At 39.4% G+C, this 20,345-nt stretch carries 19 protein-coding genes; 5 read left to right on the forward strand and 14 right to left on the reverse strand.

Annotated features, from left to right (window positions below; all coding sequences use genetic code 11):
- Window positions 1–110: 110 nt before the first annotated feature.
- Window positions 111–1,178, reverse strand: coding sequence for a helix-turn-helix domain-containing protein (locus LY28_RS00810; protein ID WP_110460262.1), 1,068 nt, complete (start codon window positions 1,176–1,178; stop codon window positions 111–113).
- Window positions 1,179–1,609: 431 nt separating this feature from the next.
- On the opposite strand from LY28_RS00810, the gene LY28_RS00815 reads away from it, so the two are divergent.
- Complete coding sequence (locus tag LY28_RS00815; protein WP_110460263.1) at window positions 1,610–3,124, forward strand: hypothetical protein; 1,515 nt, start codon at window positions 1,610–1,612, stop codon at window positions 3,122–3,124.
- Between the two features lie 163 nt (window positions 3,125–3,287).
- Here the strand turns inward: LY28_RS00815 and LY28_RS00820 are convergent, their stop codons facing one another.
- Complete coding sequence (locus LY28_RS00820; RefSeq protein ID WP_110460264.1) at window positions 3,288–4,193, reverse strand: helix-turn-helix domain-containing protein; 906 nt, start codon at window positions 4,191–4,193, stop codon at window positions 3,288–3,290.
- Between the two features lie 325 nt (window positions 4,194–4,518).
- Here LY28_RS00820 and LY28_RS00825 point away from each other — a divergent pair, with 325 nt between their 5' ends.
- The 3 genes from LY28_RS00825 to LY28_RS00835 all read left to right on the forward strand — a co-directional run bounded on the left by LY28_RS00825 (window position 4,519) and on the right by LY28_RS00835 (window position 7,230).
- Window positions 4,519–5,136: a lactate utilization protein gene (locus tag LY28_RS00825; RefSeq protein WP_110460265.1), complete on the forward strand. Its 618-nt coding sequence runs from the start codon at window positions 4,519–4,521 to the stop codon at window positions 5,134–5,136.
- A gap of 258 nt (window positions 5,137–5,394) precedes the next feature.
- Window positions 5,395–5,919: a pyridoxamine 5'-phosphate oxidase family protein gene (locus LY28_RS00830; RefSeq protein WP_110460266.1), complete on the forward strand. Its 525-nt coding sequence runs from the start codon at window positions 5,395–5,397 to the stop codon at window positions 5,917–5,919.
- 120 nt (window positions 5,920–6,039) lie between these two features.
- Window positions 6,040–7,230: an MFS transporter gene (locus LY28_RS00835; RefSeq protein ID WP_242981108.1), complete on the forward strand. Its 1,191-nt coding sequence runs from the start codon at window positions 6,040–6,042 to the stop codon at window positions 7,228–7,230.
- A 424-nt stretch (window positions 7,231–7,654) separates the two neighbouring features.
- Here the strand turns inward: LY28_RS00835 and LY28_RS00845 are convergent, their stop codons facing one another.
- The 3 genes from LY28_RS00845 to LY28_RS00855 are packed head-to-tail and all read right to left on the reverse strand — an operon-like array spanning window position 7,655 to window position 8,638.
- Window positions 7,655–7,861, reverse strand: a complete 207-nt coding sequence (locus LY28_RS00845) for a hypothetical protein (RefSeq protein WP_110460268.1) — start codon at window positions 7,859–7,861, stop codon at window positions 7,655–7,657.
- A gap of 4 nt (window positions 7,862–7,865) precedes the next feature.
- A complete protein-coding gene (locus LY28_RS00850) occupies window positions 7,866–8,201 on the reverse strand; it encodes a DUF3969 family protein (RefSeq protein ID WP_110460269.1) in 336 nt (111 codons plus the stop codon).
- A gap of 17 nt (window positions 8,202–8,218) precedes the next feature.
- The gene (locus LY28_RS00855; RefSeq protein WP_110460270.1) at window positions 8,219–8,638 is read right to left on the reverse strand and encodes a hypothetical protein; all 420 of its coding nucleotides are present in this window, start codon (window positions 8,636–8,638) and stop codon (window positions 8,219–8,221) included.
- 417 nt (window positions 8,639–9,055) lie between these two features.
- On the opposite strand from LY28_RS00855, the gene LY28_RS00860 reads away from it, so the two are divergent.
- Complete coding sequence (locus LY28_RS00860) at window positions 9,056–10,378, forward strand: MFS transporter (RefSeq protein WP_110460271.1); 1,323 nt, start codon at window positions 9,056–9,058, stop codon at window positions 10,376–10,378.
- 14 nt (window positions 10,379–10,392) lie between these two features.
- Here LY28_RS00860 and LY28_RS00865 read toward each other — a convergent pair whose 3' ends face one another.
- The 9 genes from LY28_RS00865 to LY28_RS00905 all read right to left on the reverse strand — a co-directional run bounded on the left by LY28_RS00865 (window position 10,393) and on the right by LY28_RS00905 (window position 20,339).
- The gene (locus LY28_RS00865) at window positions 10,393–11,163 is read right to left on the reverse strand and encodes a YdcF family protein (RefSeq protein WP_242981109.1); all 771 of its coding nucleotides are present in this window, start codon (window positions 11,161–11,163) and stop codon (window positions 10,393–10,395) included.
- 123 nt (window positions 11,164–11,286) lie between these two features.
- Window positions 11,287–11,907: a GerMN domain-containing protein gene (locus LY28_RS00870; RefSeq protein ID WP_110460272.1), complete on the reverse strand. Its 621-nt coding sequence runs from the start codon at window positions 11,905–11,907 to the stop codon at window positions 11,287–11,289.
- Window positions 11,900–12,661, reverse strand: coding sequence for an acyl-[acyl-carrier-protein] thioesterase (locus tag LY28_RS00875; RefSeq protein WP_110460273.1), 762 nt, complete (start codon window positions 12,659–12,661; stop codon window positions 11,900–11,902). Before LY28_RS00875 ends, LY28_RS00870 begins: the two co-directional genes overlap by 8 nt.
- Before the next feature lie 15 nt (window positions 12,662–12,676).
- Window positions 12,677–13,249, reverse strand: a complete 573-nt coding sequence (gene lepB / locus LY28_RS00880; RefSeq protein WP_110460274.1) for a signal peptidase I — start codon at window positions 13,247–13,249, stop codon at window positions 12,677–12,679.
- Window positions 13,250–13,428: 179 nt separating this feature from the next.
- Window positions 13,429–15,234: an outer membrane protein assembly factor BamB family protein gene (locus LY28_RS00885; protein WP_110460392.1), complete on the reverse strand. Its 1,806-nt coding sequence runs from the start codon at window positions 15,232–15,234 to the stop codon at window positions 13,429–13,431.
- A gap of 149 nt (window positions 15,235–15,383) precedes the next feature.
- Window positions 15,384–17,195: an outer membrane protein assembly factor BamB family protein gene (locus LY28_RS00890; protein ID WP_110460275.1), complete on the reverse strand. Its 1,812-nt coding sequence runs from the start codon at window positions 17,193–17,195 to the stop codon at window positions 15,384–15,386.
- Between the two features lie 393 nt (window positions 17,196–17,588).
- The gene (locus LY28_RS00895) at window positions 17,589–18,368 is read right to left on the reverse strand and encodes an ABC transporter permease (RefSeq protein ID WP_110460276.1); all 780 of its coding nucleotides are present in this window, start codon (window positions 18,366–18,368) and stop codon (window positions 17,589–17,591) included.
- Between the two features lie 73 nt (window positions 18,369–18,441).
- Window positions 18,442–19,506 carry an ABC transporter substrate-binding protein gene (locus LY28_RS00900; RefSeq protein WP_110460277.1) on the reverse strand — a complete coding sequence of 355 codons (1,065 nt, stop codon included), beginning with the start codon at window positions 19,504–19,506 and terminating at the stop codon, window positions 18,442–18,444.
- Window positions 19,507–19,547: 41 nt separating this feature from the next.
- On the reverse strand, window positions 19,548–20,339 hold the full coding sequence (locus LY28_RS00905; RefSeq protein WP_110460278.1) for a nucleoside phosphorylase: 792 nt from the start codon (window positions 20,337–20,339) through the stop codon (window positions 19,548–19,550).
- Window positions 20,340–20,345: the final 6 nt, after the last annotated feature.

Raw genomic sequence — 20,345 nt, forward strand, 5'->3', positions numbered from 1 at the left:
AGGTCCTTCAAGCCGGCACTCCTCAATTTACTTGCGTTTGTTACGGCCGCACATTTTAATAATATTTTATCATAATTTCAGGTAAGCGGAAATTTTCATTTCATTCCTTGCTATATCTTTTCGCATTTTGCACGATATTGCTTAAGCAGCTGCTTAAATTCAGCACTCAAATGGAGATACCCATATTTTGGGTCATTTTCAATTTCAGCAAGCAGTGTCGGCAATATGTTCGCACCAACCTTCCCCTTGTTTCCGTTTACTGAAATATGACGGTATAATGGGGATTTTTCTATTTCCCACAGTGTGCTTGCAGCAGAAAGAATTGATTTCAAAAGCAAAATACTGTCCTGAACATTTTCTTGGGCAATTGCAACTTGAAGCGGTGCGATATATGAGCTATAATCCCACAGCTCAAACAGTTCCGCAGCATCACGGGAGAGCTCCGCTATATGTGAAGCGGCTTGATTTTTGTCTTCCTTTACTGCAATATCAACCAAGCTTAACAAAATAGCTTGAATTTCATTAATTTCAATCAGCAATTTGCGTTCCAAAAGCCCGGCAGCTTCATCAAGCCTGTTCTGAACAATGTAAAGATCTGCTTGAAGCTTTATTTTATCCAAAGCACTTCTTTCGGGCAGCAAATCCAGCATTTCCTGCGCCTTGCCATATTCTCCGCGGCCTTTGTATCTGGAAGCGAGCATAAAAACCGCCTCATTTCTTCTCCTGTCATCTTCACATTTCGCTGCCCTCTCATACAGAGCTGTAATTTTACTATCGTATTTTTGCTTATCCCCGGCGCTCATTCCTGACATTATCAAGGCGCCGTCCAGCAGAAGCGCGGTTGAATGAATCAGAAACCCACAGTTCGGATATTCCTGAATTTTTTTAACTCCCATAGAAAAGCCGCAGTCAAACCCATTTTTACGGATAACATCAATTACTTCTTTACAAAAGCGGCCGACTTCCTGTTCCGACAAGCCTTCGTTAAAGCAAAGCAAGGTATTCAAATCAATTTTAAGCAGCCTTGCCAGCGGAGGCAGCAAGGAAATATCAGGGTAAGTAGCCCCCCTCTCCCACTTATTGACGGCAGGAGTGGAAACCCCCAGATACTCTGCAATCTGCTCCTGAGTTAATCCGATTTTCTTTCTTTTTTCTTGAATAATCTTATTCAATGGCATTGTTATCATCTCTCAATTTAATTTTGTATAAATACTATATTATGCAGGTTTTGCTTAACAGGAGAATATATAAGTGCCGGTATACCCTCAAGCAGCTGCACCTTATGTCACCACGCCAAGCATTCATAAAATTACTATTGTTAAGCAAGCCCTGAGTACATTTTATCAGACTAACACCACACAAAACAATTGAGCAGTTATTAAACAAAAGAATAATAAATTAACCGGAAGTTAATTTTAAGCACAGGCGCAGCCCCTTTATTGCCGGAACCAGCCATTAGCTGTCAATATACCTTCAGGCTGCATATTATTCTGTGATTCCTGCTTCAAAATATGTATCTGCATGCTAAATACACACGTAATATATGGTATAATGACTAAAACAAAAATCTGAGTGTGATAAAAGTATTTATCCGGATTGTGAGGTCAGGATGGCAATTACTTATGAAAGGTATCTGAAACTGAATATCGACAGCTCTCTTATCGGCTTTGAGCATGTTGGAAAAGGCGGGGTCAACTATTTCTGCACCCCAAAAGGCGCAAAGGTAATCGGACAAACCGGAACGGACGGTATTCACTTTTGCTCCGTATCCGGCTTTGGCAGGATGGTCTTTGCCGTCAGTCCAATGAATACACCGGGAAACTATGTACATCCGATAGCAAGAGATTTCCCAGACTTCCTGCGGCTTCTGCTTTCTTGCGGAGATGCTTCCATACCCGAACAGGTATATTGCTGGAATGAAGAACAGTTTGATGCCTTCCTGCAGGGCAATCCTCTTAGTGCCGAACAGCAGGCTGTACTGGATACCATCCGGGAAAAGCTTATGCTGTCACCCATTGAAAAGCCCTTTGCTTACATCAAAGAGCTGCAGGCCGGGTTTGATTACAGCCGTATTAAATATACGGAAGATTACTATGAGTGGGTTCCTGAAGAGCCGAAAATACCGGAATGGAAGGTTTACTTTAACGGCAGCTTTTGGGGAAAGCATAGCCGTGAAAGAGCCGGTAAGGAAATTCCTATTAATAAGCAATTCGTCTGGAGTGATAAAAGCTGTCATATTCCGGCAATTTATAACTTCGGCAAAGGCTTGGTCGCAGACCTATGCATACAGGTTCCGGCTGAAAGCATTTATTCCTTTATGGGCAAGTGGCAGCTATCTGCTGACAGCTATGGGAGCAATTATACTGAAGAACAGCATATGCAGATTAACGCTGAAAATCCTCTTGTCATCAATATATCACCCAAAATTGTGATTAACGGAGCTGTCCTTCCAAGCTCTAATGGCACCGGCATTTCATGGAATCCCTGTTTTCCGGACAGAAACAGTCTTGAGGCCGAGAGCGCGATACGGCATTACAAGCTTGATTCTGCCTATGGCTGGATAATTCAGCGGTTTGCTTTTCCCTGGGGGAAGAAACGCAAACCGCTGATTAAGACACTCAGCCTTACACTAGTACAGGATCCTGTTCCTGTGGCAGGACCGCACTTTCATATATCTGCGCCCAGTGAGTGCATCAAGTTCACACACCCGGTCACAGGCACAAAGCATACGCTTACCATACATGAATACCAGCGGCAGGAAATATCCGGCGAGCATTTTGGCAGCCAGAATTATGAATTTCCGACGCACTATACTGCAATGAGCTATGCGCTCTCTCCTGATATGCCTAATAGTGCATTTACCGTCACTGATTGTGTTTGTTCCGACCAGCCTCGGCAGAAGAGCGTCAATCCCAAAGAGCCGCAAGCCTCCTGCAGTGTTTGCATAGGCATTATCGGCGGCGGACATGGTCTGTTTACCTTAATTTCACACAGCAAAAGCCAGGACAAGCTCCATGCGGTCTGCTCCGCACTCCACTTTATACCGGCAGAGGACGTTGAGTGGCGCATGACATTTTATGAAAGAAAAAGTGAGGATATTACGGTGGAGCTGTTACAGGCATAGAAACAAATTTTCTCAACAGGTACCAGCGGACACCTTTAGGGGAACTGCTTCTACTTCGGCAAAGCACAGGCTGTTTCTGAGCTGACCTCTTCCCCGAAAAGGCGAACGCTCCTTTTATTCCCTGAATATAATTCTCTGAATATTAGGAACTTAAAAGAGTTCTTTAATTTATAGCTTTAACAGGACGCGCCTCAATATAGCCTCTGTATCCCATCGGTGCAAGCTGAAATCTCGGTGCGGCTTCCGGTGCCCACTGATATCCGTAAACAGTAGGATCGAACCTTTCAATGTGCTCCCAAACCTCGCCAATCTCATCCATAAAATCATCATCATTATAGGCTTCCCCCTGAAAAATCATTAGCTTACAAGGCGGCAAGTCAATAACCTCATATCCCTCGGGTATATTATTGGAATAGTCCTCAGGTACTTCTACTCCCTGAACATATTGGGATGTTCCCTCCTTTATAAGGTATTTGGGAAGCCACATTCCTATAGGCTCATACATCGCTTCCTTTACACTTGTAAGCACCGGCCACACATCACAGCCGGCCTCCTCGCAGTATGCAAAATACTCAGCTGCCTTTTTGCCCCGTTTTAACAGAACCTTTCGTGCAGGACGTTCAATAACCTGTACAAATATTGCTTTGGTTTTACTTTTTTCACTCATCATATCTTCTCCTTTATGAAGTTCTCGGTAGGTATCAAAAACTTTCCGAGGCATGAACAGCTTTATTGGCGGTGTACATTGACTATACCTTCTTGGTGGCATTCCGAATTCCTTTGAAAATGCTCTGGTAAAGCCCTCGTGAGAATCAAATACAAAGTCTATCGCTACATCGATAACCCTTTCGTCACTGTCCCTCAGCATTAGTGCCGCTTTTGAAAGCCTTAATGCACGAATATACTCAAACGGTGCTTTCCCCGTAGCTTCTTTGAATAGCCTTGCCGCATGCCATGGCGAATATCCTGCCGCAATAGCCAATTCCTTCAGTGTAATTTTTTTAGAGATTCTGTCATCAATATATTCCTGCATTCGCTGTACCGCCATAATAGCTTCATACTCGTTCATTTCCGCACCTCCTGATGCTTGTATTATATTTCATAAAGGCTTCGGCTTCTTGACTTCTATTGCTAAAAAAAGTATTGCTTTAAACACCTGAAATCTTTACTTTTTATGAAAAGACATATACCCTGTAATTTCGTTATCCTGCCATCATCTTAAAAGATATCAGAAAAATGTTTCCTAAGGAAGGCCCCTGTATAAAGGAAAAGCACCTTAAAACATAACATTTCAGTAATTTCCGGCACAAAAGCAGTGATGTTGACCCTTAATATATGGTATTATTAATACATAAAGCATATAACTTATTTAATGAGGTGTCAGCGAAGAAATCATGATTAATATAGTACAAAAAACAATTCATAACCTAAGCAATAACAATATAACCGGTTATTATACAAATTCAATTGCACAACTGCACGAGGTTATCCGGTCTTTGCTTAGGAAGGAGGAAACGGTTGGCTGCGGGGATTCCGCAACACTGGAGCAGACCGGCATCTTTGATCTTATGCGAAATGAAGGCTATAGCTTTTTAGACAAGCATATCCCCGGATTAAGCCACGAAGAAAAAAGGGAAATATATCTGCAAAATTTTAGAGCCGATACCTTTTTAACAGGCATCAATGCCGTCACAATGGATGGAAAGCTGTTCAACATAGATGGAAACGGCAGCCGGGTTGCTCCGATTTTATACGGGCCCAAGCAAGTGATTGCCGTTGTGGGAACCAATAAAATTGTCAGCTCAGAAAAGGAAGCCATTTATCGTACACGCCACATATCAGCACCTCTGGACGCAAAACGTCTTAAAAAAAGCACTCCCTGCACCAGACTTAATAAATGCATAGATTGTCATCATAAGCAGAGAATTTGTAATGATTTTGTTCTGGTTACCGGTCAATTTGAAAAGAATAGAATTAAGGTTATCTTTATTGAAGGAAATTATGGCTTCTAGTTTCTAAAGCAAGCTGCTCATTATTTTTAATCATCTGCCGGACTATACTTGCATAATATCTGTAAGAAAGCAGCAATACGCGTCCTGCTACCGGTATAGGAATTTATTGTTCAATGTTATAGCTAAGCCTATGCTTTTTGATTCAATTATGCTATGCTGATAATAATATTAAAGCTGTTATCGTTTAAACATCTCTTATTCATTGGTTTACAAAGTAATGAATAAGAGGTGTCTTATTATTTTATGAAGAGGTGTCTTATGTTTAGAGAAATGCGCCGTAAAAAGCAAGCTTTATCCAATGAAGAGATTATTGCAGTACTGAATCGAGGAACGTCCGGTGTGCTGGCTGTGTCCGGCGACGGAAATTATCCATATGCGGTTCCTTTAAGCTATGTCTGTCATGCTTCCCGTATCTTTTTCCATTGTGCCAAATCAGGTCATAAGCTGGATGCAATCGCACGAAATGAAAAGGTTTCGTTTTGTGTAATTGATCGGGACGAAGTAGTTCCGCAAAAGTATACCTCCTATTTCCGAAGTGTAATTGTCTTTGGAAAAGCACGTATTCTTGAGGAAAAAACAGAAAAGAGAAGAGCACTTGAATTGTTGGCGGCAAAGTATTCTCCCGACCATGAGCAAGGCCGTCTGGAGGAAATTGAAAAGGCTTTTGAGCATGTATGCATGATAGAGCTTACAATCGAGCATATAAGCGGAAAAGAAGCATTGGAACTGACTGGATTTAAGCCTTCTGTAAACAGTCAGCCTGAGGAAACCGGAACAACATAATTATATTAAGTCTAATTTGCTGCCGGAGGAGCTTAAATAGGAAAGCCCTCCGCAGTTTTTCAAATTTGTTATTGAAAGCATTAATTTCATATGTTATAATTGCTGGAAGTTATAACTACTATGAAAGCTGGTAAACAAATGAGCTTACGCACAAGGTTCCATTCTGAACGGGATTTTAATTTATTTTTGCTTGCAGGTCTATTCTCCGGAATTGGTGCAGGTATCAATACATCTATATTTAACAACTATTTAAGTGATGTTTTCAAGCTTTCGGAGGATATCAGGGGCTTCCTTGAGGTACCCAGAGAAGCTCCGGGCTTTTTCATCATGTTGACTCTGGCAGCATTAAGTTTTTTAGGTGATATACGTATCGCGATGCTGGGTATGGCAGCCGCAGGTCTGGGTATGCTTGGACTTGGTATGCTGTCGCCTACCTTTGCGGTAATGATTATCTGGATGATGATGTACAGTCTCGGCACGCACATGGTCATGCCTGTCACACCCTCCATAGGCATGTCTTTGTCCAATCAGGAAGCTTTCGGTGCCAGACTTGGAACAATAAGTGCCTTCACTTTGTCAGGAAGTATTATTGCCTATGTTTATATCTTTATTGGATTTAATTTCTTGCATATGACTTATCAGACTGCGTTTGTTACAGGAACTGTTTTTTATGTGACGGCAGCTTTTTCTGTCGGGATGATGAAGAAGGGCGAATCAAATATCCGAAAAGTAAGATTTGTTTTTAGAAAACGTTATTCGCTTTATTATATTCTTGCCGTTATCAGTGGTGCAAGGAATCAAATTTTTCTGACATTCGCACCGTGGGTGCTGATTAAGGTTTTTGCCGTAAAGCCTCAGATTTTTGCAATTTTAGGTATCGTAGTTGCCTGCATAAGTATCGGCACCCGTAAGCTAATCGGTAATTTGATTGACAGCCGGGGTGAAAGATTTGTGCTGACCCTTGAGGCTATTTTGCTGTTTGCCATCTGTATCGGATATGCCTTCTCCGATAGAATTTTTTCAACCGGCATAGCCGTAGTAATCATTGCGGGCTGCTATGTCATTGACAACTCAATGGCTGCGGTCGAAATGGCGCGGTCAACATATGTCCGTAAGATTGCCGTCGATCTTGCCGATGTTACCCCGACACTGTCCACCGGCGTAAGCCTTCAGCATATTGCTTCAATGGTCATTCCAATTTTCGGAGGCCTTTTATGGTTGAAAATAGGATATCAGGCCGTTTTTATGGCAGCCGCCGTTATTGCATTGCTTAATCTGATTCTGTCGCGAAGAATTAAGATTGAATTATAATTCAGATTTGGAATGTGTTGAGGTGCTTATAATATTGAAGCACAAAACTGTTTAGTTTAAATTTGACCTACAGCAATTCCAATTATGAATGGCAGAGATATTGAACCGACCCCGCTGTAGATTGTTGGTATTTGATAATACTTCTCCAGTTGCTACTCTCTTGTTTGCTTCGAACAAATCAAATTTACTACCCGAATAAAGCAAGTTATTTGGTTCCCATTCAACTAAGAATCTTATATTACCCTCCGACCAAGACTCATCATGTTTTATAAAATCTACCACAATACTCCATGCTTCGTTTGGCCATTGCCACTGTAGAATACTGTAAACCTGTGGGTGGACTTTTCCTTCCACCATTTTCAAAAGATATCCAATGTATTTTTGCTCTATTCACGTTTTGCATTTTATACCACCTTCCAATTTTTTAGTAAGCAGGAATAGGAATATTCACTTTGGGCATGCTTATTTCAACTTTAGGCAATTGAATTGGTGGTAATTGTCCTTCTAATGCTGGAACCATAAATGAGGGTACATTACCTTCATAGCCTGAAATTGGGAATTTTGACTCATATATTCTTTTTGCGCCTAACCATGTTGAACCTAGAACAAGTGGAGTTCCATTATAATTCATCTTTTTAGTCTATCCATTCTTTTGCATGATTTGACTCAACTTGTATCTCTTGTAAAAGTTTTATAGACTGCCGATTTATTTCTTCAATAGACTTACTTAACTTATGCGGAATTAAACTTTCAATATCCTCAAGTTCGCATCCAAGATGTATCAAATCACTAACTTTTTTATTTATACCCATTTCATTTAATTTCTTCAAAGAATATGGATTGTAAATGTAATTTTCAGCATCATTTATGCTAATTACTCCTTCTTTAATGGCAATTGTCATTGCTAAATTTAAAAACAATATGAAACGCTCTATTTCATTCTTTCCTTCTACACTAACATTAAGTTTCATTATAAAACCTCCATCCTTTAGTTGTTACTCCATCCTGACTTAGTCTTAACATCAAACACTTTTCCTGATTCACTTTGAAAATAATGAATTGAAATTTTTTTGCCATTTGCATCATATCCATCTTTATATATTTTTTCCCATATACCAGACTCAACCTTATGATTCGTGATTGTAGTATTGCTGCCATTTGATGTATTGATTACACTTGTATTGCTGTAGTTATCTATAGTTCCAGAGCCTACATTTCCATTGAATACTCTCCAGCCCACACTTTCCCACCAACCTACTTCACCGCTGTCCACACCATACAATATTCCCAGCATTGGGTCTGAAATTGTAACTTTATTACTTTTACTGCTATCTGATGATGCTTCTGAATTCTTCTTTGATTTCGTGCCATATTTTTCAGCTGCACCTTCACCAAGGAAAAAGTCCAACTCATAGCCTGTCAGATGCCCGCTAGGGTCTCAGTATATACAGGATACTGACAGACTTTGAAGGCTGATGTATGCTGTGTACTCATGGAAGTGCTTTCAGACAGCATACATGCAGTATTTCATCTTTTGATTAAAGGCAATTTGTTGGAGGCTTATGGAATTGCAGTGTTTTTTTGCGATATATGATGCTGGCTAATTGTAGCACACTGGAATTCTTTTTTACATACGCCATGTTTTGAATCACTTACATTTCTCTCTTCATTTTTCAGCAAAATTTGAGCATTATTGCGCAAAAGTAGACAAGCCAAATTTATTTATTCCTTGTAGAATTAGATATGTACTTTTTAAAAGGTAACCTTTGCATTACCCTAATTAATTTTAGTCATTTTTATATTTACTTTAACAGAGGATAATATTATGAGCAAAACAGAGAACTTTACACAGCAGGAACTCAAACGAAGCCTATTTTTAATAACCGCAGCCGTTATTTTCGGTAAGATATTTTATGTAACCATTAACGGTGCTCCCTTTACAGGTTTTTTAAGAGAATTAGGCGCAAATGACCTGTTATATAGTATAATAGCCGCTACCCCTTACTTGGGAGGTGTCTTACAGATATTTGCATCCTATGCATTAGAAAAAACCGGGAAACGTAAAATGATGTTTCTTATTTCAGGTTATATACACCGGCTTATATGGATACCTATAGTCTTGATACCGGTAATTATTCCAAAGGAAAACAAGAACGTTGCCCTTATGATAATTACCATACTTATTATCATCTATTCTATAGTAAATTCGGTGGTTAATATCAGCTATAATTCGTGGATGGGTGATATTGTTCCGGCAAGCCAGAAAGGCAGCTTTTTTGGAAAGAGAACCGCAATATCAGCAATAACCGGTATAATAGCAGGAGTAGCCTTCGGAAAATACCTTGACAATATAACCTCACTTGTAAGCTTTGCAATTGTATTCACTATAGCCTCAATATTCGGAGCCTTGGATGCCAGCTGTTTTATCGGTGTTAAAGAACCGCCGATGACACCAATTGAAAAAAATTCATCCTTTATATCAATGCTTATTGAACCATTTAAAAACAGTAATTACTTAAAGCTGATTATATTTATATCCTGCTGGAACTTTGGCTTTAACTTTTCAATTCCATTTTTAAATATATACATGATAGAGCAGCTGAAAATTGATTATTTCACTATTTCAATATTCCAGCAGCTTTTAGCAGGTATTACGACAGTGTTTTTCATCAATAAGATAGGTCTGCTTTCAGACAAGTATGGTACAAAACCTATTCTGCGGTTATGCTGTTACTCTGTTTGTATATTACCGCTGATGTGGTGTATTGCAACCCCATCCAGCTATATTGCCGTAATGTCGGTAAGCTTTCTGCTGTTTGGCCTGTTCAGCCAGGGAATTGTGATATTGTCAAACAACTTTTCCATATGGCTTGCCCCGGAAAAAAACAGATCCATGTATTTAGCCAATTACTCAATTATTACTACCCTTTCCAGCGGAATTGCATATATTTGCGCAGGAGCTTTTATGGAAGCATCGAAAACCATAATTTACAAATTGAATAATGCCATATTCGGAAGTCAGGTTTTCAATAACTTTCACATACTGTTTGCTGTTTCATCCCTGCTTATGATATGCTCAATCATTTTTGTGCTCCCGTCGGTATATGATAAGGACGAAAAAAAATTCAGTATATTCAACAGGCAGTAATTGACTAAAGCTAATTACTGTCTGTCAAAAATATATGACTTAAATAATGCAAGATATTCTCTTAAAAATACATTCGGATATATATACCACGGGGTTCCTGAGCTGATGCCATAAGGCTCTAAGCCTGCTCTCCCCGCAAGTTTTTTTGCTCTGAACATATGAAAATCATTTGTTATAATCATTACCTTATCCAGCTTTTCTCCCGTTGTTTCCTCAAACACCCTCTTTGAAAAAACCATATTTTCGTATGTACTGGTTGATTTTTCCTCTTTAAATATCCTTTCCCCGGATATGCCGTGACTTGTGAGATATCTTTTCATACCCTCCGCCTCGGTTATTGTTTCCCCGATTCCTTGACCGCCGGACACTATGGCTGTTGCCTCCGTATTCTTGTTTAAATAATCAAGAGCGTAATCCAGACGTTTCTGCAATACAAGTGTCGGCTTTTCACCCTTCAGGCCTGCTCCCAAGACTATTACGCTATCCACCTTTTCATTTCCCTGAGAAACAGCCGAATTAAGGAGAACCGCCACTACCGCAGCAAAGGTTATTACCCAAAGAATAAATAATCCAAGTACTATCTTTCCAATCTTATTATAAAATTTGGTGTTTTTCTTATATGCTTTAGAGTTACAAAATACTAAAATAATTATGATAAATACTCCCGCGGCCGAAGGAAGTATAATGCCTGTATCAGCATGACCGCTTCTGGCAGCCATAATAACAGTGTCTATAATTCCTATAACGGCAATAATAAGCAATATAATCCGCTTTCCCTTTTTCACATTGCACCCCTCATAAAAATCATTTTATATTTAAAAGCAACAGCCCTTTGAACTGAAAAGGGCTACTGCATTTTATATTACCTGTTCTGTCTGCAGCAGCCCTTGTTTATGTTTCTCTTAATATTAGAAATCTAATTCTTTGCTTAGTTTATCAGATTCAATAAATTTATACTTTTTCCCCTGATCATCTTTTATAAATTTACCGTTAAAGCTAAAATGATCTGCCTCAATACCCGCTGTCCCGTCAACAGTAACCTCCATTTCCTCAATATCAGGCAAATTTAATACTGTCATTGCTAAAATATTAGTATACGTTATACCTCCGGCACTTCCGCTGTTGAACTTGAGTGCTATTTCCTTCGACAAATCAACTGTAATCAGCTTTCCGTTCAGAACAGCCTTATTTATTTTTAACGGTGTCGCTGCTAAAACTTCATTTATAGCACCGGTAATATCCTCCTGATATAATTTCTTGGCAACCTTTACCGTAGTTACTTCCTTTGGATTGTCATAATCATCCGCATCATAAAAATAAAGCTTTAAATCAACAGTTCCCTCTGAGTCACTGTTCCCCCCCTGCTGCGAAGCAGAGCCCGGTGACTGATCCGCGGCAGAATTGGTTGCTGCAGAAGTATCAATATTTTTTGTATATATGGTTTTGGCATATACCAGCAAAACTACAAGTATAACCATAAATCCAAATAACACTCCAACTATCACTTTAAGTTTATTAACCTTATTCATATAACCTCCTTAATTTAATACAGGCTTTAAAAAACACTTTATCTCTTTCTTCATTAACACCTTCAACATAGATATTCCCCGTATCAAACTGAGAAATATCTTTATACAAAGCAATTGTGTCTCCTGCAAGTGCTTCATTGATATAATTGACCTGCATCTCTTCAACTGCATACATACAATGCTTATCAATAGGAAAACAATCCGCTATAAAATCTATATATCTTGAATTGTTTAAATGCCCGTTTATATCAATATCACTATAACTTATTTTCCTGCTGTATACAAACATTAATTCCCCATTTGATTTTATCTTGCTCATACGTTTGTTAACAGCCCTTTCCCCAATAAAAGGAGGAAAGTCAATATTAACTGACTCAGACTTCACTATCTCGCGTTTGTCAATGTCAAGCAGAACCCAGCTTGATATTGCTTTTATCAAAGCCTTTCCTTCCTTGTCCCTGACACAAAAATCTCTTTCGAACTCCATTTTTTTAGGTTCTACAGGCCATGTTTCAATATATATTTCCTCATTCCACACAGGCATCCTGTCGATATTGAGTAAAATACGCACCATGACCCATGCAAGGCCATGTTCCTTCTCAATATCGTCTATACCTGCTCCTAAATTTTTTGAATGCAGGCTTGCAACATATTGAATATAGTTGAATAAAGAACTGAGCTTCAAGCTCTTGTAATAATCTGAATCACCATATTCAACACAGTACTTTTTTTTATATAAAGATAATGCTTTCATAAATTATCTCTTCTCCTAGAAGCCTATTTTTATCATATACTTGCCGACAACATGATCTAATGGCACACAGCCTATAACCCGGCTGTCGGAACTGTTATTTCTGTTGTCACCCATTACAAATATACTTTTCTCAGGAACAGTCACCTTTTTATCCGATTCGTAAAGCATAGGTTCCTTAATATAATCTTCCTTTAATTCAACACCGTTTCTGACTACCCTTCCATTTTTAAACTCAAGTATATCTCCTTCTTTTCCGATAACTCTTTTGACCCAGAATATTTCATCTATGTTACCCGTAACCCTTGTAACAAAAACATTATATCTCAAAGGATCTGAAATACTGTCCAGAAGCGTTCTTTTTCTGTTCACCCTGCTGTCAATTATAACTATATCCTCATAATCAGGTTCACCATGAAATATGTTCTGAGTTTTATTAATGATTATTTTATTTTTGTCATGCAGAGTATTTTCCATTGAAGACCCGCTGACACTTGTGGGCTGAAACAAAAAAACAATTATAAATAATGCCACAACTACTGCTATTATTATAGTTATAAACCAGCTTAAAATTCCTCTAAGAATTCTCATGTATTCTATCTCCTCATTTTTGCTAAGCATATATGCAGCCCAGCCACACCAAGACCTTTATAATAAATGGCAAAAGCATATACATCTAAAAGCAGATAAAATAATCATATTTTAAGCTGCCCTGTATTTACATGATACTCAGATGCCGGCAAATATGTCTGATAACATTTGGAAACTTTTTATCTGACTTTTACTCCGAATATTTTTCTGGCATAGCTTCCTACAACAATAGTGTCATTGTAAATTGCCGGTGAGGACTCAACGTTCTGCCCCAGAGATACAGAGTCCAGTGTTTTTCCGTTCATAGGGTCTACAAGATGCATATATCCCGCAAAATCCGTATAGACCATGTAAGTCTTTCCATCAGAGCTTTTGAAATCAACAGGAGAACACCAGCTGTATGATGCCAGCTTCTTCTTCCATATCTCCTCACCTGTGTTTTTATCAAGAGCAACCATAGTCCCGTCACTGTTTGAACCTGTAAAGCAAATATTGAAAATCACCATATTGCTTATGTCATCCTTGCCTAAAACAGGTGTTCCAATTGCACCTCCGTTTATATAATAATTATAAACACATTGATAGTCCTTTTGCCATATTAATTCTCCCGTAAGAGCATTAAATTTTCTGATATTGCAATCCGCATAAGGATTTTTTCCGTCTTCTCCCCGTTTATCCACCTGATTCGCAGTATACAGGAATACTCCCTTTTCTGTCTCCTCTACAATCGTAGTGGCATCAGTATCATCTCCGGTTTCATATATCCAAACGGGCTTTAATGTGTTTAAATCAATACACTGCATTGTACCGCCGTTATCGTTGAAATACATATAATTCTTATATACGGCAGGCGAATTTTCTATGCCCTGTTCATCATTATACGGGCTTCTGTAGCGGTATTTTGTTATTTGAGGAGCCATTGTCAAGGTTCCGGCTTCCTTATCAAATTTGGTATTGAGCTTCACTCTGTATACTAAGCCATTTTCACCGCAATTAAGCAGAGTATCTGTCTTTTTATCCAAAAGTGCGGAGCCGTCATTTGCACCCCAGCCTCTGAAAGCCGCTTCATCCCTTCCGAACAAGGTATATATCTCTTTTTGGTCAAGAAGATTTATAATCCTGTATTTATATTCTGTAAACTTGCCATTGTTTTCATTTATCCCCATACCTGTATACAAAACCGGATATCCTCTTGGATCAACCATTGCAGTACCCTTTATGGGGTATCCTATTTCAATTTTGTTTCTTGTGGGCTTGCCCGTTTCAAGGTCAAGGAAATATATATTGCCGTCAAGGGCAGGATATATTACTTCCACCAAATCCTTCGCCTTCATTTCGGAATTTATGTTCATCAGCTTTCGTACATCCTCTGACCAATGAACCAAAAGAGGCTGTCCCGTCCAACCGGTTCCCGGCCAATAACTGTTGTGAGCGGAAATCGCGCCAAGTCCCTCCTTTTCCCATACAATTTCCAGCTTCTTTTGTGAAACTGTTCTTGTACCGAACGAAGCATTGTCCCTGTAGTTGTTTCCCCTGAAGGCAGTCACACCCTCGAGCTCCGAATATTCGCTCCCTGCTCCGAACTCGATCTTATCCTTTTTATTTGGAGTAAAAGCCTTCAGCGGAGTATTATATCTGAATATCCATGACAGCATGCTTGCACCGTTTGGAAGCTTATTTTCAATGGCAAAATCAGAAAATGCCTTTGCTCCGTCAAAAGTAGATTCCTCTGTCCAAGATGACTTCAGCTTTTCAGGATCTGTCAATTCTGCTGGAATCGGATCCGCAACCGGAGCCTGCTCTGGCTCTTCATCTGCGGTTGAAATACCTGCACCGGCAGCAGTACCTGATGTCTGGCTGCTTTTTCCCGGAGAATTAAGCCAGTTGTTCAGTCCAATCCATAATCCTGTAGCTATTACGGAAAAGCATAAAATTATCAATATAACCTTTAATCTGTTTGTTACTTTCCTTCTGCTTCTTCTCATAAGTACGTCCATGCTCCATATTCCGGCATAAAATACATATAATGCCGGCATGGACTTATCGCCTCCTTTTAATAACATAGCAAAAATGCTTTCAGCAAAATGCTTTTTATAGCCTAAAGCTGATATTCTCGCCGGATTCCCGGCACAAACTATTTAATTCTAACACCATACACCTTTTTTGCATAAGTCCCCACTACCGCCATATCATTATAAACCGCAGGAGATGCTTCAACATTTCCCCCAACAGAAATTACATCCATATCCTGTCCTGTCTTGGGATCAATCAAGTGCATGTCACCTAAAAAGTCACATAAAATCAGGTATGTCTTGCCGTCATCTGATAAAAAGTCAACAGGGGAACTCCAGCTGTATGCTTTAAGGTGTCTGTTCCAGACCTCTTTCCCCGTCCTTTTGTCGATTGCAACAAGCGTACCGTCATTAGTAGTGCCTGTTAATGCAATATTAAATATGACCATATCGCTTATATCATTTTTACCAACAACAGGAGTCGCTAACGCACCTCCGTTAATGTAGTCCTGATATGCGCATGAATAATCTCTCTGCCATATCAGCTCACCGGTAAGAGCATTAAGCTTGCGGATATTGCAATTTGCTCTTGCTCCCGCCTTGCCTCTCTTGTCAATTTCATTTGCAGTATATAAAAACACACCGTCGGCAGTTTCCTCCAACGTAATGGTACTGTCAGTATCGTCATCAGATTTATATATCCATACCGGCTCAAGAGTATTTATATCAAGGCACTGTATCGTTCCGCCGTTATCTGCAAAATACATAAGGTTCCTGTAAAATGCCGGTGAGTTTTCTATTCCCTGATTAGCGCTGTAACTGCTCTTATAACGATATTTTGTTACATCCGGGTCAATAGATATGCTTCCTGCCCCTTTATCAAATTTTGTATTTAACTTAACCTTGTATACCAATCCGTTTTCACCGCAATTAATCAGTGTATCGGTATATCTGTTAAGCAATGCCGAGGAATCATTTGCCCCCCATGACCTGAAGGCAACGGAGTCACTTCCCTGCAGTGAAAATACTTCCTTTTGATTTATCAGGTTAAAAATTCTGTATTTAAAAGCACCCTTTTTCCCGTTGTTCTCGTTAAGCCCCTGTCCCGAGTAGAATAGCGGATAGCCTCTAGGGTCAACCATTCCTGTCCCCTTAGTGGTAAAGCCTATATTAATTTCAGGCCTTGAAGCCCTTCCGGTTTCTAAATCAAGGAAGTAAACCTTTCCGTCAAATACCGGATAAATAACCTCCACAAGGTCCTTAGCCTTTAAATCCTCATTTATGTTCATTAGCTTTCTCACTTCCTCAGACCAATGAACAAGAAGCGGCTGACCTGTCCAGCCTGCGCCCGGCCAGTAGCTGCCCACCCCTGAAACAGCGCCGATATCATGAGTCCATACTATTTCGAGTTTCTTCTCCTTCACATTGCAGCTTCCCCATGAAGGGGCATTCCTAAAATTATTTCCCCGGAAGGTAGTAACTCCTTCAAGCTCGGAATACATATCCGGCGAGCCAAAAGCCATGTTGTACGGAGCTTTGTAGCCCTTTGCAGTCTTATTGTTAACCATAGCCCAAAACTGGATGCTTGAACCGTCATTATATGATTTCCTTACTGATCCGTCACTCATTATTTTTTTCGCCGCAAAGCTCTCAGGGTTTTGCCACGATATGAGAAGCTCGTCAGGATTTGTACTTTCAGCAGGCTCCTTTTCAGGCTCCCCGGTATTATCCGGCGGCTGCTTCGACTCCGCAGCGGTATTTGTAGCCGCTGCCGTTGATGCAGATATATCAGACCGTTTGGCATCCATGGCCTTAATACCCGGAATCTTTCCGAAATACATCAGAACCAGCGCTGTAAATACCAGCAGCAATATTACCGTAAACACTACCAATGCGGGAAGCAAACTATTTTTCTTTGATTTCCTTGTTCTCATCTCTGTATCTCCATTTTATTTATTACTCTACTATTTTTGACCATAATCTGGATTTTAATAATCACTTAAAATATTATATCAGAATGGCTGGAATATTTATATCGCATTTTGCCTAAAAAACAGCTTAGTAATATAATTTTAATTATTCACTCAACTTTCCCACTCAAATATTGGAGCTGAAAGTTGAGTTATTCATATTATAATTCGTCTAAAAAAAACAGAATATTCTTTGAATTCAAAGCCGCATAAAAAATAATTAAAAACATAAAGGGACAGCCATAAATAATGTTTTAAACACTATCTATGGCTGCCTCTTATTATTTAAATATTTCAGGAAAAACTAATACGGAAGCATATATACAGCATATCAAAATCTAACATATACCTTCACCATCAGCCGATTACAGACTTATCCAGTTCCTTCCAATACAGTGCTTTTCTTTCTACAAACTCTGATAATAAATATAAGGTCAAGCCTATAGCACTTAATAGAATTACTGCATTCAGTATCATCCTTATATCATAGGTTTCACTTCCCAGTGTAAGCAAATATCCAAGACCTGCCTTTGCACCTATCATCTCACCTATTACAGCTCCTGTCATAGCCTGTGTGAGCGCCAGCTTAACACCTGAAAGCAGCATCTCTACTGAATACGGAAGCTCAACATGCATAAATATTTGCAATTTTGTAGCTTTAAACACATGCAATAAATTATAAACATTCTCTTCTATGGAGCGAAGAGCCGATACTTGATTAATCATAATAGGAAAGGATACTACTAAAATAACCAGAGCCACCTTTGATTCTATTCCAAGTCCCATCCACAGAATGAACAGCGGTGCTAAAGAAATTTTAGGTGCAGTTTGTATTATAATTACAAATGGCATAATTAGCCGCTCAATAAATTTGATTTTTGCCATTATATATCCCATAACCAATCCAATGGCTATGCCGGCAACCGTTCCTATCAGAATTTCTTTCATAGTTACTATAATATGCTTACCTACGCCTCCGGTGGCAAACAAATCAACCATGCTCCCTGCCAGCTCCAAAGGCCTTGGAAGCAAATAATTCGGCACCTCAAATATTCTTATATAAAGCTCCCATATAATAATCAGGATAGGAAACAGCAGAACCGGCAGTAAAATCCTTCTATACTTTTGATATACCATATTTCACCTCATATTTTTCAGAAGGAGGAAGCCCGTTTAAGAAGCTCCTCTTTCTGATACTTGTCAAACAAAATTATTTATAAATCAAGTCTTTTGCATCAAAGGATTCGCTGATTGTTCCGGTTTCTTTTGAGGAATCAATTAATGCCTGCCATTTTTCAATATTTGATGCTCCGATTCCGTTCGCTTTTGTATAATCGCTTTGCCATAATGTCGGAATAAATACTTCATTTAATATTTTAATTACTACATCTCTTTTTTCTGCAAAGGTAGGAGCATAAGTCTTAATAGAGTAATCTACCGCTTCCTCAACATTTCCGTTACCGGCAGCAATATATTCTATACCCTTTGAAAGAGCCTTTCTAAAGCCTTCGATAACTTCCGGCTTTTCGCTGGTCAACTTATCACTTGATACCAAAACATTTCCGAAGGAAGGCAGGAACTGATCGCATGGTATTTCACTTACCTTGTAGCCCGAATTATTAAGCTCTATTGTTCTAAGCTTTGAAAATACAATCGCATCCACCTGACCGGAGGTTAATGCATTTAAAATAGCACCTGTGCCTATTACCTCAACCTTTACATCTTCTATTGTGAGTCCTGAGTCTTTCAAGGCTGCCTGCAGCTGGAAATAATTCGCACTTCCAAGACTTGTTACCGCAACCTTCTTGTTCTTTAAATCAGCCGGTGTCTTAATTCCCGAATCGCTGTTAAATATTATAGCTCCCAAGCCTTCCTGATATGTGGTATGAACTACCTTTACCGGAATACCCTGAGCTTTTGCCGCAACTACTGCATCTGCATTCGGAAATCCAAATTCAACATTGCCTGCCGCCACATTTTTCACAATATCCGCTGCTGCTGCATAATAGAATTCTACATTAAGACCTTCATCAGCAAAATACCCTTTTTCCTGTGCAATATACAGCGGGGAATAGTAGGGAACCGCCGAGCCGTCAATTTGTATTGATACTGTTGTCAAATCTTTGCTTTTCGTATCTTGAGCAGTTGTTTCGCCGGCAGTTGATACAGCTGCTGTAGTGTCTGTCGCTGCATTATTCTGAGTTCCGCATCCAGCCACCATTGATGCTACAAAAACTGCGGATAACACAAATGATAAAAATCTCGTCTTTTTCATAGTTTTGTCTCCTTTTAATTAATTTATATTATAATGTTTCATTATAATTTGTTTAAATATAAATTATTCAGATTGAGTGCTCCCAAAAGAGCTGTTTCACACATCTTCTTCTGGGCCTTTTCATTATCAATCAGCCACCTGTCAGTTATTCTGTTGCAATGAACCGTGCATATGCTCCCTGCTAAAACACCATAAATAGATGATAAGGTAAATATCGTTTCCGCTTCCATTTCAAAATTCAAAATGCCAAGCCGGCTATATTCCTTCAATACCTTTGTTCCGTCATAATTCAATTCAAAGGGTACTTCTCTGCCCTGTCCATGATAAAAGGAACCTACTGATGCACAAATCCCCATATGATATTTATGCTCATTCTTTTCACAAGCTCTTTTCAAGGAGTCCACCACTTCAAAGGATGCAATCGCAGGATATTCCTGCGGGGCATAAAATGTCGAAGCTCCTCCCAGCCTCATTGCGCCGGTATTTAAAATCATATCCTCACAGTCTATTTCTTCCTTTATAGTTCCCGTACCTCCGATACGTATAAGAGCCCTGGCTCCCAGAGAAATAAGCTCCAATACCGCAATTTCTGTAGATGGGGCTCCAATACCGGTAGAACAGACAGAAATCTTCAAGCCCTTATAATAACCTGTAGCTATGGTAAATTCCCTGTTTGTGCTTAAAACCTTAAAATCATCAAACAAGTCCTCAAACATCTTAATGCGTCCCGGGTCACCGGGCAATAAAATAATCTCACCTATATCTTCCCTGCCGCACCTTAAATGAGGCACCTTTCCATCATATTTCGGCGCTGCTGCTGATGTATAATTCACTTAAAG

The sequence above is a fragment of the Ruminiclostridium sufflavum DSM 19573 genome (genome assembly GCF_003208175.1).
Taxonomy (GTDB): Bacteria; Bacillota; Clostridia; order Acetivibrionales; family DSM-1351; genus Ruminiclostridium; species Ruminiclostridium sufflavum.